This window comes from Microbispora sp. NPDC004025, assembly GCF_053604425.1.
In genome coordinates this window covers 517,852-530,760 of sequence record NZ_JBSGHN010000002.1, presented here as the reverse complement: position 1 = coordinate 530,760, position 12,909 = coordinate 517,852, and the positions used below count along the sequence as shown (strand labels likewise).

Here is a 12,909-nt window from a genome sequence, read left to right as displayed (position 1 = left end):
GGCGACGAGCGTGGGACGGGGCGTCGCGGGCGGCCTTGTCGGTGTCGTGTGCCACTGTAGGAAGCGTGCGCCGCATCCACCCCTGCTCCGAGGACGAACCGGACATCCCCGCCGCCTACGCCTACCCGCGCGACCACTGGCTGCGCCTCAACATGGTGTCCAGCGCCGACGGCGCGGCCTGGGTGGAGGGCCATTCGGAGGGCCTGTCCGGCCGGGCCGACAAGCGGATCTTCGGGCTGCTGCGGGGCCTTGCCGACGTGGTGCTGGCCGGGGCCGCGACGGTCCGCACGGAGGGATACCGCCCGGCCCGCCCCCGCGAGTCGTGGCGGGCCCTGCGGGAGGGCAGGCCCCCGGCGCCGCCCATCGCCGTCGTCACCCGCCGCCTCGACCTCGACCTCGAGGCCCCGCTGTTCACCGAGGCCGAGCCGTACGCCCGGACGATCGTGATCACGACGGAGTCGGCGCCGAAGGACCGGCGCGAGGAGGCGGCCGGGAGGGCCGACGTGATCGTCGCGGGCGACGAGGCGGTCGATCTCGCGACCGCCCTGGGCGAGCTGCGGGACCGGGGGCTCGGCCGCGTCCTGTGCGAAGGCGGCCCCCGGGTGAACGCGCAGCTCGCCGCCGCCGGCCTGGTCGACGAGCTGGCGCTGACCGTGAGCCCGATGCTGACCGGCGGCGACGCGGCGCGCATACTGGACGGCGTCGCGTCGCACACGCCGCTGACCCTCGCCCAGGTGCTCGAAGAGGACGGCTTCCTCTTCTGCCGATACATCAGGGAGGCGCAGGATGAAGCCGCCGGTTGAGCCGCAGATCCCCGACCTGGAGCTGCCGGTCGTGCCGCCGGTCGCGCCGATGCTCGCCAAGGCCGTCAAGGCGCTGCCGAAGCAGGACGGCACGCTCTACTACGAGCCGAAGTGGGACGGCTTCCGCTGCATCGTCTTCCGGGACGGCGACGAGGTCTTCCTGGGCAGCAGGAACGAGCGGCCCTTCACGCGCTACTTCCCCGAGCTGGTCGAGGCCGTCAGACGGGAGCTGCCGCCCAAGTGCGTCGTGGACGGCGAGATCGTGCTGATCAGGGGGCAGTCGCTCGACTTCGACGCGCTGCAGCAGCGCATCCATCCCGCGCAGTCCCGGGTGCGGCTGCTGGCCGAGAACACGCCCGCGTCGTTCGTCGCCTTCGACCTGCTCGCCACCGCGACGGAGGACCTCATGGAGGCGCCGTTCTCGGAGCGGAGGGCCCGGCTGGAGGAGGCGCTGGCGGGCGCGGGCCGGTCCGTACGGCTGACGCCGGTCACCCGGGACGAGGGCCGGGCCGCCGAGTGGTTCGACGCGTTCGAGGGCGCCGGACTCGACGGCATCGTCGTGAAGCCGGGCGACCAGCCGTACACGCCGGACAAGCGCGTGATGTTCAAGGTCAAGCACGAGCGGACGGCCGACTGCGTGGTGGCGGGCTACCGCGAGCACAAGTCCGGGCCGGTCGTCGGGTCGCTGCTGCTCGGGCTCTACTCGCCGGACGGCCGCCTGCATCACGTGGGTGTCGCGGCGTCGTTCCCGATGAAGCGCCGTGAGGAACTCGTCGAGGAGCTCGCGCCGTACCGGGTGCGGGACCTGAGCGAGCATCCGTGGGGACACTGGGCCGAGGTCGCGGCGGGCGGCGCCGAGGGCCAGCGCCTGCCCGGCGCCGTGTCGCGGTGGAACGCCAAGAAGGATCTGTCGTTCATCCCGCTGCGGCCCGAACGGGTGATCGAGGTGGCCTACGACCACATGGAGGGCGACCGGTTCCGCCACACCGCCCAGTTCCGCCGCTGGCGGCCGGACCGCACTCCCGAGTCCTGCACCTACGAGCAGCTCGACCGCCCGGTGAGCTACGACCTCGACAAGATCCTCGCCCGCTGACCGTCCTGCCGCGGCACCGGGCGCGCACGCGGGCGGCCGTACGGCCCGGTCCCCGGCCGGTACGGCGGGTCAGCCGGTGAGGGCGCGGACGGCGGCGGTGACGACGACGGCGACCGCGACGATCACCAGGAACGGCGCGCGCAGCAGCAGGGCGACGGCCGCCGCCGCGAGCCCGGCGGCCCGGGCGTCGACGACGAGCGTGCCGCCGTCGGCGAAGGTCTGCAGGGCGATCAGGGCGGCCAACGCCGCGATCGGCACCAGTGTGGCCAGCCGGCGTACGAGCGGCCGTTCGAGCACCGCCGCCGGGACCGACAGCCCGAGCAGCTTCACCGCGTAACACCCGGCGGCGGTGACCACGATCGCGGCCCAGATCATCGGCGTCCTCCTCGGGGCGAGCGGCGGGCATTGGGGCGGGCGTTAGGGCGGGCGCTAGGGCGGGCACGGAGCCGGGACACGGCCAGTACGGCCGGTGCGGCGAGCACGGCCACCAGCACCGGCACGCCCGCGGGCACGAACGGCACGCAGGCGAGGGCCAGCACGACGGCCAGCGCCGCCACCGCCGCCTCCTGCCACGGGAAGGCCGTGTCCCCAGCCGTGCCCCGGGCCGTGTCCCCAACCGTGTCCCCAGCCGTGCCCTGAGCCGTGTCCCCGGCCGTGCCCCTGGACGTGCCCTGAGCCGTGTCCCTGACCGTACTCGTGCCCGCCGGGCCCGTCTTCGCGACCGGCCGCTCGTCCTGAACGCCGGCGGGGACGGACGCATCGATCCCCGCAGCATCGCGTCCGGACGCATCGGGCACGGAAGAATCGGGTCCGGACGCATCGGGTTCGGCAGCATCGGGTCTGGCAGCATCGGGCGCCGCGGAGCGGCCCCGGAGCATGGGCAGGAGCAGGGCGAGGAAGACGGCCGGGCCGGCGACGTCGAGCCCCCAGGCCGCCGGGTCGCCCAGCGCGGAGGCGCCCAGCGCGCCCAGGAACGTGGTGATGTTCCAGCCGGCGTACAGGCTGGCCCCGGTGACCGTGAACCCGAGCCGGGCCAGGCGCCGGTCGGGCTGGGCCAGGGCCACGGCGGAGGTCTCGTCGATCACCCACTGCGCGGCCAGGGGACGGACCGCCGCGGGGAGCCCCAGCAGCTGCGACAGCCGCAGCCCGTAGAAGGCGTTGCGGACGCCGAGCAGCAGCGCCCCGGCCGCGGCGGCGAGCGGGTTCCCGCCGGTGCCGAGCGCGCCCACCAGCGCGAACTGGGACGCCCCGGTGAACACGAACAGCGACAGCACGCAGGTCTGCACGACGCTCATCCCCGCGCCCGCCGAGGTGACGCCGAACGCGAAGCCGGACAGGCCGACGGCCGTGCCCACCCCGAGGGCGTCCCGCACCACCGCCGCCCTGGGCTTCGGCGGCAGGCCGGCCTGCACTGATGTCCTGGTCACCTGCCCGAGGGTAACGAACTGGGCGGGATAGTCCCTTATAGGGGTCAATGCCGTGTTCGTCCCCCGCCTGTCTCGCCTTCCGGGGTCCACGGAGTGGCCCGGGCCGGGACCGGCCGCCCATGCGCGGAGGCGCGTGGGATCAGCCGGCGCAGACCAGGATCCGCATGGACCGGTCGGCGACGCAGATCTTGGCCCCGGCGGGCAGGCTCTCCTCGGCGTACGGGTCGTCGCGGACGCTCTCGTCGGCGGTGTCGAGGACGGGACGCCAGGCGGCCCCCAGCTCCGGGCCGGGGAGAGCGAACGTCAGGCTCTCGTGGTGCGCGTTGATCAGCAGCAGGAACGTCTCGTCCCTGATCCGCTCGCCGCGCGTGCCGGGCTCGCTGATCGCGTCGCCGTTGACGTACACCCCCAGCGACTTCGCGTAGCCCGTGTGCCAGTCGCCGTCGGTCATCTCGGTGCCCGACGGCGTGAGCCAGACGATGTCCCTGCTACCGCCCCCGACGGTGCGGCCGTGGAAGAACCGGCGCCGCCGGAAGACGGGATGGGCCCGCCGTAACGCGGCCAGGCGGCGGACGAACTCGAGCAGGTCGTCCTCCTGGCGCAGCAGCGACCAGTCGATCCAGGAGACGTCGTTGTCCTGGCAGTAGGCGTTGTTGTTGCCGTGCTGGGTGCGGCCGAACTCGTCGCCCGCCAGCAGCATCGGCACGCCCTGGGACACGAACAGCGTGGCGAGGAGGTTGCGCCGCTGCCGCCGGCGCAGCCGTACGATCGCCGGGTCCTCCACCGGGCCCTCGGCGCCGCAGTTCCAGGAGCGGTTGTCGTCGGTGCCGTCGCGGTTGCCCTCGCCGTTGGCCTCGTTGTGCTTGTGGTCATAGGAGACGAGGTCGGTGAGGGTGAACCCGTCGTGGGCTGTCACGAAGTTGATCGAGGCCACCGGGCGGCGGCCGCTGCTGGCGTACAGGTCGCTCGACCCGGCCAGGCGCGAGGCGAACTCGGGCAGCGTCTGGGACGCGCCGCGCCAGAAGTCCCGCACGGAGTCGCGGTACTTGCCGTTCCACTCGGTCCACAACGGCGGGAAGTTGCCGACCTGGTAACCGCCGGGGCCGACGTCCCACGGCTCGGCGATCAGCTTGACCTGCGAGATCACCGGGTCCTGCTGGATGAGGTCGAAGAACGCGCTCAGCCGGTCCACGTCGTGCAGCTCCCGCGCCAGGGCGGCGGCGAGGTCGAAGCGGAAGCCGTCCACGTGCATGTCGAGCACCCAGTAGCGCAGCGAGTCCATGATCAGCTGGAGCGCGTGGGGCGAGCGGACGTTCAGCGAGTTGCCGCACCCGGTGTAGTCGAGATAGTAGCGGCGGTCCTCCTCGCGCAGCCGGTAGTAGGCGACGTTGTCGATGCCGCGGAAGCCCAGCGTCGGGCCCATGTGGTCGCCCTCGGCGGTGTGGTTGTAGACCACGTCGAGGATCACCTCGATGCCCGCCTCGTGCAGGGCGCGCACCATCGCCTTGAACTCCTGGACCTGCTCCCCGCGCTGCCCGGAACTGGCGTAGGTGTTGTGCGGCGCCATGTAGGCGATCGTGTTGTAGCCCCAGTAGTTGGTCAGCCCTCTGGCCACCAGGAAGTGCTCGGGAACGAACTGGTGCACGGGCATGAGCTCGACCGCCGTGACGCCGATCGACAGGAGGTGGTCGATCACCGCCGGGTGCGCCAGCCCGGCGTAGGTGCCCCGCTGCTCCTGCGGGACGGACGGATGGCGCATGGTCAGGCCGCGCACGTGCGCCTCGTAGATCACCGTCTCGTGGTACGGCGTGCGGGGCGGCCGGTCGTTGCCCCATTCGAAGAACGGGTTCACGACCACGTTCTTCGGCATGTACGGCGCGGAGTCCTCGGTGTTGAGCCGGGCGGGGTCGGCGAACTGGTAGGAGAAAAGCGACTGGTTCCACCGCACCGAGCCCTCGATCGCCTTGGCGTACGGGTCGAGCAGCAGCTTGGACGGGTTGCACCGGTGCCCGTGCTCGGGCCGGTAGGGCCCGTGCACGCGGAAGCCGTACCGCTGTCCGGGCATGATCCCCGGCACGTACCCGTGCCAGACGAACCCGTCGACCTCGGGCAGATCGACGCGGGTCTCCCCGCCTCTGTCGTCGTACAGGCACAGCTCGACCCGCTCGGCCGCCTCCGAGAACACCGAAAAGTTGGTGCCCACACCATCCCAGGTGGCGCCGAGCGGGTAGGGCTCTCCAGGCCAAACCTCGCGCATGTAACCTCATTCTCCACTGCCGGGGCGAATCGTGCACCCGCGACGACCCCTGCTCTCGCACGGGAACGCGGGAGCCCCCGCCGGATCGGGTCCGGCGGGGGCTCCCGCTGCCGCTCAGCCGACGAGTTCGGCCTTGAGGCTGATCGTCGTTCCGGCGAGCGCCTTGCTCACCGGGCAGTTCGCCTTGGCCGTCTCGGCGGCCTGCTGGAAGTCCTCGGCCGAGATGCCGGGCACCTGGGCCCGCACGGAGATCACGATGCCGGTGATGCCCTCACCGGGCTGGAAGGTCACGTCCGCGCGGGTCTCCACCGACTGCGGCGGGGTGCCCGCCTGGGCCAGGCCGTGGGACAGGGCCATCGAGAAGCACGAGGAGTGGGCGGCCGCGATCAGCTCCTCCGGGCTCGTCTTGCCGTTGGCCTGCTCGGCCCGGGAGGGCCAGGAGACGTCGAAGGTGCCGACGCCGGAGGTGTCGAGCGAAACGGTGCCCGAACCGTCGAGCAGCGCGCCCTTCCACTGCGTCGTCGCGGTACGAGTGGTCGCCATGGCGATATCCCTTCAGTAAGCGGAGCCTATCCACAGTGACCTTAACGCCGCCGCCGGTGCGCCGGGCTCACCGGCATGGCCGGTCGGCTCACGCCGGCGCCGCGCGGTCGAGGATCGCGTCGAGGTCGAGGCCGGACGGCAGCGTGCCGAAGGCGCGCCCCCAGTCGCCGGACAGGCGCGAGGCGCAGAACGCGTCGGCCACCGCGGCGGGGGCGTGCCGTACGAGCAGGGAGGCCTGCAGGACCAGCGTCATCTCCTCGGCCACCCGGCGCGCGTCGGCCTCGCCCGCGGAGGCGAGCGTCTTGAGCGCCCGCTCGGACGCGTCGGCGACCCGTCTGTCCTCGGCCGCCGCCACCTCGGCGAAGAACGCCTCGACCGCCTCCGGCTCCCTGGCCAGCACCCGCATGAGGTCGAGGGCGGCCACGTTGCCCGAGCCCTCCCAGATGCCGTTCAGCGGCGACTCGCGGAACAGCCGGGGCATCTGCGACTCCTCGACGTAGCCGTTGCCCCCGAGGCACTCCAGCGCCTCGGCCGCGTGGACCGGCGCCCGCTTGCACACCCAGTATTTGGCGGCGGCGAGCGCGGCCCGCCGGAACAGGCCCTCGGCCGCGTCGCCCCGGATCGCCCGGTCGGTCGCCCCCGCCAGGCGCGTCATGAGCGTGGTCGCCGCCTCGGACTCCAGCGCCAGGTCGGCGAGCACCGAGCGCATCAGCGGCTGCTCGGCCAGGACCCGGCCGAAGGCCGTGCGGTGGCGGGCGTGGTGGAGCGCCTGCGTCAGCCCGTACCGCATGCCGGCGGCCGAGCCGATCACGCAGTCGAGCCTGGTCATGTTCACCATCTCGATGATCGTGCGGACGCCCCGGCCCTCCTCGCCGACGAGGAAGGCGACGGCGCCCTCGTACTCGACCTCGGCGGAGGCGTTCGACCGGTTGCCGAGCTTGTCCTTCAGCCGCATCAGCCGCAGCGCGTTGCGGGTGCCGTCGGGCAGCACGCGGGGGAGCAGGAAGCACGACAGCCCGCCCGGGGCCTGCGCCAGCACCAGGAACACGTCGCACATCGGGGCGGAGTTGAACCACTTGTGGCCGGTCAGGGCGAAGCTGCCGTCGCCCAGCGGCTCGGCCCGCGTGGTGTTGGCCCGCACGTCGGAGCCGCCCTGCTTCTCGGTCATCGCCATCCCGGCCAGCACGCCCCGCTTGTCCTGCGGCGGGCGCAGCCCGAAGTCGTACGTCCGGGAGGCCAGCAGCGGCTCCCACTCCGCCCGCAGCGACGGCGAGTGCCGCAGCGCGGCCACGGCGGCGTACGTCATGGAGATCGGGCAGCCGTGCCCGGCCTCGACCTGGGACCAGGTGAAGAACTTGGCGGCCCTGGCGACGTGCGCCCCCGGCCGTGCCGACGTCCAGGGCGCGGCGTGCGCACCGCTCTCGACCGCGACCGCCATGAGCTCGTGCCAGGCCGGGTGGAACTCGACCTCGTCGATCCTGTTGCCGTACCGGTCGTGGGTGCGCAGCACGGGCGGGTGCTCGTTGGCCAGCCGCCCCCACTCCTGCGCCTTCGCCGAGCCGGCCAGCAGGCCGAGCTGACGCAGCTCTCCGGTCGCCCAGTCCGCCCCTTCCCTGGCGAGCCCCTCCAGCAGCGCGTGATCGGCCGAGACGTCGTTGCCGGTCAGCGGGGGCACCTGGTTGGTCACGTCGTGGGTCACTGGGTCCTCCTGCGTTCGATGCCGGGACTCGTCCATCCGGGACGTCCACGATGCGGGGAGTCCGGTACTGCTGGGACTCCATCTCAACACTCCGGGCGGCCGGGACAAACACCGGGCGGAGTCCGGGTCCGGTCAGGCGCCCGAGATCTCCAGACCGAGTTCCTGGGCCGCCTCCAGGGCGAGATCGCGGGCGTAGTCCTGGTCGGCCCCCGCCTCGCACAGCACCCGGTGGATGCCGTCGAGCGCGCGCCGGTCCCCGCGCCCGGCCAGGCCCCGCGCGGCCTCGGCCACCGTCGTCAGATCGCGGTCCGCCAGGCGCGTGGTCAGGGCGTCCCTGATTCGGGTGCTGTCGGCGGCCAGGCCCGCGATCCCCATCGTCGCCCAGTCGCGCACCTCGTCGTCGGGGCACTCGCTCAGCCGGATCAGCGTGGCCAGCCCGTCCTCGTCGTCCGGGGGCAGGACCGCGGCGAGCGCGACGGGGTCGTGGACGGTCGGCTTCCGGCCCGGGCTGTTCACGATGTTCAGCACCTCGGGGAGCGCCCGTTCGTCGGCGTGGTGGCCGAACGCGTGCAGCAGCGCCTCGACGACCGCGGGCTCGCTCTCGTGCCGGGCCATGTCGCGGAGGATCGCCAGAGTGCGGTCCCGGTAGGGGGCGCGCCCCGCGTCCCGGCCGGGCCCCGCTCCCCGGGCGACTCCCGATTCCTGGCCGACCACCGGTTCCCGGCCGATCAGCGTCTCCTGGCCGATCAGTGTCTCCTGGCCGGGCCGCGTCTCCTGGCCGAACTCCGCGAGCACGTCGACGCCGAACTCCCGCTCCACCGGGTCGTCGCTCTCGCACAGCCGGGCCAGCGCGAGGAACGTCTCCTCGTCGTGGCGGGACTGCAGCGCGTGGACGGCCGCCCACCACGTCTCGTCGTCCTCGTCCAGGTCGCGGTACGGCAGCACGCGCCTGAGCAGCACGTCCGCGGACGGCCGCAGGCCGAGCGCCGACTCCAGGACCGTCGCGACGGCGGCGTGGCCGCGCTGGCGGGTGATCGAGTAGCCGCCGTCGGCGCCCCGCGCCTCGACCGTGACCCGCCGGGTGCCGTCCGGTGCGGAGCCGTGCGCCACCAGCACGGTGTGCTCGCCCTCCACTCTCGTGGAGACCTCCTCGCGGAGCATGGCTTCGAGATCCACCGCCGAGAGCCGCGTGGCGATCTCCAGCGGGGTCGCGCCGTCCCAGCCGGGCGCGGACGGGTCGGCGCCGTGTTCGAGGAGGGACCAGACGATCCCGTACGCCCCGAAGATCGCGGCCAGTGTCAGCGGGGTGTCGCCGTCGTCGTCGGCCCGGCCGGGGTCGGCCCCCGCGTCGAGCAGGATGTCGGCCGACTCGAGGTTGCCGTTGGCCGCGGCCCACAGCAGGGCCGTCCAGCCGCCCTCCTCCGCCGCGTCGGGGTCGGCGCCGCCGTCGAGCAGCGCCTGCACGGTCTCGGCGTGGTCCCAGCAGGCCGCCGCGCAGAGCGGAAGGCCCTCCTCGTGCCCCCCGCTCGGCCGGTCGGGGTCGGCGCCGTACTCCAGGAGCAGCCTGACGATGTCGTGGTGACCGGCGACGGCCGCCCGGTAGAGCGGCGTCGTTCCCTGAGCGGGGTTCACGGCGGTATCCGGGTGCAGCATCGCCGCCACCCGCGAGACGTCCCCTCCCGCTATCGCCTCGAGCAACCTGCTGCGGGTCACGTTTCCATGCTCACACAGCCCCGGGCGGCGTCGTCGTCAGGGATCGTCCTCCCGCCGTGCCAGAGGACGGTTCCGGGATCGTTCCCGAGGAGGATGGGGGAGCGGTGCCGGCCGGGATACGGTAAAGGCGTGACTGATCCGGGTGGAATGCGGGCATCCGACGCCGAACGCGAGTCCGTGGTGGAGCGGCTGCGAGTGGCGTCCGCGGAGGGACGGCTGACCCTCGCCGAACTGACCGAGCGCACCGAGGCCGCCTACCTGGCGCAGACCCACGGCGAGCTCGCCCAGGTCACCGCCGACCTGCCGGGTGCCGCCCCTGTCTCCGCCTCCGCTCCTGTGGCGCCGGCCGCCCGGGGGAGCAGAGTGCGCAAGTGGATCGTGGCGGTGCTGGGCGACGCCAAGAGGACCGGCTCCTGGCGGATCGACGACGGCATCGGCGCGGTCTGCGTGATGGGCGACGTGGTCCTCGACCTGCGCGAGGCCGAGGTGCGCGGGCGTGAGGTGGACATCGTCGCCACGTGCGTGATGGGCGACGTGAAGATCATCGTGCCGGACGGCGTCGACGTCGAACTGTCCGGCGTCACGATCCTGGGGGACAAGAAGGTCCAGGTGGTCGAGGCCCCGCGTGGCCAGGCCGCCCCCGTGGTCAAGGTCACGGCGTACGTGCTCATGGGCGACGTGAAGATCATCGGCGACTCCCGGGCCGACCCGATCAAGCGCGGCTGGTTCGCCTGGAGCGAGTGGTGGCAGGAGCGCCGGCAGCGCCCGGGCCACGGCGGATACGACCTCCACGACCGCCGCCACCACGGCCTGCACTGATCCGCCGGATCGCCCACCCGGAGTGTGCCGCCTGGGCGCGTCCCAGTTGGTCACCATTCAGCTGCAAGATCGACTCTCTACATCTGGTGCTCATCTGTCACTGCGAAGAGATGAGCATCGATGCGCATACGTTGGAAGGCCGTCTTGGCCGCGATCCTGACGGCCGCGGTCGCCCTGCCGGCCTCCGCGGCCACGGCCGCCGGACCGGCCCCGCGGGACGCCGTCAGGGGAGGCGTGGGCGGCGAAGAACGGGCGGTGCGTGCCTTCTGGACACCTGAGCGGATCGGCCAGGCGCGGCCGCCGGCCGCTCCGGAGGAGCCCGTCACCGGGAGATCCGGAGACGGCCGCCCGCCCGCGGAGACGTCCCCGGAGACGTCCGCCGGGCCGGTCCTGGTGCCCGGGCGCGCGCCCGCGTCCTCCGTCGCCGCCGCGAGCCTGGCCCAGTTCGCCACTCCCACGGTGGGCGCGATGTACACCAACGGCGACGACGGCTACCAGTACTGGTGCAGCGCCTCGACCGTCCCCTCGGGCAACCGCAACCTCATCCTCACGGCCGCGCACTGCGTCTACGACCGGGACCGGGGGACCTGGCGTACGAAGGGGATCTACATGCCCTTCTACCGGTACGGCCCGGATCCCGCATACGGCTCCTGGGTGCTCGACCAGGCGTTCGTCTCGCAGGACTGGCTGTCCGGGGGCGGCAGGGCGAACGATGTGGCCTTCGTGACCGTCCGGCCGCGGTCCGACGGCGTCCGGATCGAGGACGTGACGGGCTCCAACGGCATGGGCTTCTTCCCGCCGCCCTGGTACCAGGGCACGGTGTTCGGCTACCCCGGAGAGCCTCCCTACGACGGCAACCTGCAGATGAACTGCACGGTCTACATCTCTCTGAGCATCGCCAAATGCCCCTTCACGGGCGGCTCCAGCGGGGGGCCGTGGCTGCGGGACTACCAGAACGAGCGCCGGTGGGGCTACGTCACCGGCCTCACCTCCACCGGAGTCGCGGGCACGGACGTCCGGTCCCCCGACTTCGGCTTCAGCGCGTACTCGCTGTGGCAGGGCGCCCAGGCCGGCTGAGAGACGGCCCCGCTCCTGGAATCGTCCGCGCCCGGCAGCGGTCAGGCCGCGTCGCGGCCCGACGCTCGGCCCGCATCCGCTGCTCGTCCGGGCCCTCGAACGCCGTCTCACCGAGGCCGGCGTGGAGATCGGCGACCCGGAGACGGCCGTGGTGGCGCCCCGCGGGTCGTGGTGGCGCCCTACCTGTTGGCCCCCGGGCACTTCGCCGACAAGGTGGAGCGCGACACCCTGGAGGCCGGCCGGTCGAGGCGCTGCACCAGTACTGGTAGCCGTCGTCGCCGTTGGTGTACATCGCGCCCACCGTGGGAGTGGCGAACTGGGCCAGGCTCGCGGCGGCGACGGAGGACGCGGGCGCGCGCCCGGGCACCAGGACCGGCCCGGCGGACGTCTCCGGGGACGTCTCCGCGGGCGGGCGGCCGTCTCCGGATCTCCCGGTGACGGGCTCCTCCGGAGCGGCCGGCGGCCGCGCCTGGCCGATCCGCTCAGGTGTCCAGAAGGCACGCACCGCCCGTTCTCGGGGCGATCCGGCGGATAAGTGCAGGCCATGGTGGCGGCGGTCGGGGACGTCGTGTCCGGCGGCGACTTCCTTCGCGGCATGACTGAAAGTTTCACCATAAGTTAAGCCGACCCGGTGAGCAGCCTTCGCGATAAGGCCAGTCAGCCCATGCTCACAACCATGGGGGCGGCGGGAACGGGTGCTCCGGGCGCTTGACAGTGGCGCTCTCCCTCGTATTTGCTCCGCCCGGCACCACCGCCATCCATCGCAACGGAGAGGGGCTCGGTCGGCAGACAAATTGTGAGCGTTAACAACAGGACGCGGCGCGCGGAGGCGACCGGATCGCCGTGCGACCCCGATGGAACCACGTCACAGCTGTCCGTCCTCACGATCCGCGACCCCGCCGGCCGCCGGGTTCTCCGCACGCACAGGTGAAAGGCCGGAGCCGCCGGTGCGCAGGTCGTCGCGACAGGTCCCGGCCGGCGAGCCGTCTGCCACAGATCGAAGTACGGCACGCCCGACCGGTGATGTCAGCGCCGCCACGCATCACCTGCGAGCCGGTGCGTCACGTACGCGGCCCGAAGAGGCGTCAGCCGCAAGGCTCGACACCAGCCGGTTGCCGCGTCGCCGGCGGGCGCCGCCCCACCAACAGGGCCTGCGGACCCCGCCGGGTCCACCGGGCGAAACCCCCGCACAGTCTCCTGGCGCGCTGTCCTGCGACGGTCGATCCGTCGGCTGCGCCGTGGGTGCGCGGGAAACGGTGGCCCGCGCCACGGGATGAGGCGTTCTATGTCAGAGCTTGACAAGGAGGAACACAACGGTGCGAAGACATACGAGTGAATCTCCAGAGCACGGTGCCTTCCCGGAGCACGGTGCCTTCCCGGAGCACGGTGCCTTCCCGGAGCACGGTGCCTTCCCGGAGCACGGTGCCTTCCCGGAGCACGGTGCCTTCCCGGAGCACGGTGCCTTCCCGGAGCACGGA

At 72.8% G+C, this 12,909-nt stretch carries 10 protein-coding genes; 4 read left to right on the top strand and 6 right to left on the bottom strand.

Annotated features, from left to right (window positions below; translation table 11 throughout):
• The first annotated feature begins 65 nt into the window (after window positions 1-65).
• Both ACWEQG_RS06775 and ACWEQG_RS06770 read left to right on the top strand, forming a co-directional pair.
• Window positions 66-803, top strand: coding sequence for a pyrimidine reductase family protein (locus tag ACWEQG_RS06775; protein ID WP_452282388.1), 738 nt, complete (start codon window positions 66-68; stop codon window positions 801-803).
• Complete coding sequence (locus ACWEQG_RS06770) at window positions 787-1,896, top strand: ATP-dependent DNA ligase (RefSeq protein WP_452282386.1); 1,110 nt, start codon at window positions 787-789, stop codon at window positions 1,894-1,896. The genes ACWEQG_RS06775 and ACWEQG_RS06770 overlap by 17 nt, the downstream gene beginning before the upstream one ends.
• Window positions 1,897-1,965: 69 nt before the next feature.
• Here ACWEQG_RS06770 and ACWEQG_RS06765 read toward each other — a convergent pair whose 3' ends face one another.
• The 6 genes from ACWEQG_RS06765 to ACWEQG_RS06740 all read right to left on the bottom strand — a co-directional run bounded on the left by ACWEQG_RS06765 (window position 1,966) and on the right by ACWEQG_RS06740 (window position 9,535).
• Window positions 1,966-2,271 carry an AzlD domain-containing protein gene (locus tag ACWEQG_RS06765; RefSeq protein WP_452282384.1) on the bottom strand — a complete coding sequence of 102 codons (306 nt, stop codon included), beginning with the start codon at window positions 2,269-2,271 and terminating at the stop codon, window positions 1,966-1,968.
• Window positions 2,268-3,323: an AzlC family ABC transporter permease gene (locus tag ACWEQG_RS06760; RefSeq protein ID WP_452282382.1), complete on the bottom strand. Its 1,056-nt coding sequence runs from the start codon at window positions 3,321-3,323 to the stop codon at window positions 2,268-2,270. The genes ACWEQG_RS06765 and ACWEQG_RS06760 overlap by 4 nt, the downstream gene beginning before the upstream one ends.
• Window positions 3,324-3,462: 139 nt before the next feature.
• The gene (gene glgX / locus ACWEQG_RS06755) at window positions 3,463-5,580 is read right to left on the bottom strand and encodes a glycogen debranching protein GlgX (RefSeq protein WP_452282380.1); all 2,118 of its coding nucleotides are present in this window, start codon (window positions 5,578-5,580) and stop codon (window positions 3,463-3,465) included.
• Between the two features lie 114 nt (window positions 5,581-5,694).
• Window positions 5,695-6,123, bottom strand: coding sequence for an OsmC family protein (locus ACWEQG_RS06750; RefSeq protein ID WP_452282378.1), 429 nt, complete (start codon window positions 6,121-6,123; stop codon window positions 5,695-5,697).
• Between the two features lie 88 nt (window positions 6,124-6,211).
• Window positions 6,212-7,858, bottom strand: a complete 1,647-nt coding sequence (locus ACWEQG_RS06745; RefSeq protein WP_452282376.1) for an isovaleryl-CoA dehydrogenase — start codon at window positions 7,856-7,858, stop codon at window positions 6,212-6,214.
• A gap of 96 nt (window positions 7,859-7,954) precedes the next feature.
• Window positions 7,955-9,535: an ankyrin repeat domain-containing protein gene (locus ACWEQG_RS06740; protein ID WP_452282374.1), complete on the bottom strand. Its 1,581-nt coding sequence runs from the start codon at window positions 9,533-9,535 to the stop codon at window positions 7,955-7,957.
• Window positions 9,536-9,664: 129 nt separating this feature from the next.
• Here ACWEQG_RS06740 and ACWEQG_RS06735 point away from each other — a divergent pair, with 129 nt between their 5' ends.
• Window positions 9,665-10,354: a DUF1707 SHOCT-like domain-containing protein gene (locus ACWEQG_RS06735; protein ID WP_452282372.1), complete on the top strand. Its 690-nt coding sequence runs from the start codon at window positions 9,665-9,667 to the stop codon at window positions 10,352-10,354.
• A gap of 120 nt (window positions 10,355-10,474) precedes the next feature.
• The gene (locus ACWEQG_RS06730; protein ID WP_452282370.1) at window positions 10,475-11,431 is read left to right on the top strand and encodes a trypsin-like serine peptidase; all 957 of its coding nucleotides are present in this window, start codon (window positions 10,475-10,477) and stop codon (window positions 11,429-11,431) included.
• The last annotated feature ends 1,478 nt before the right edge of the window (window positions 11,432-12,909 follow it).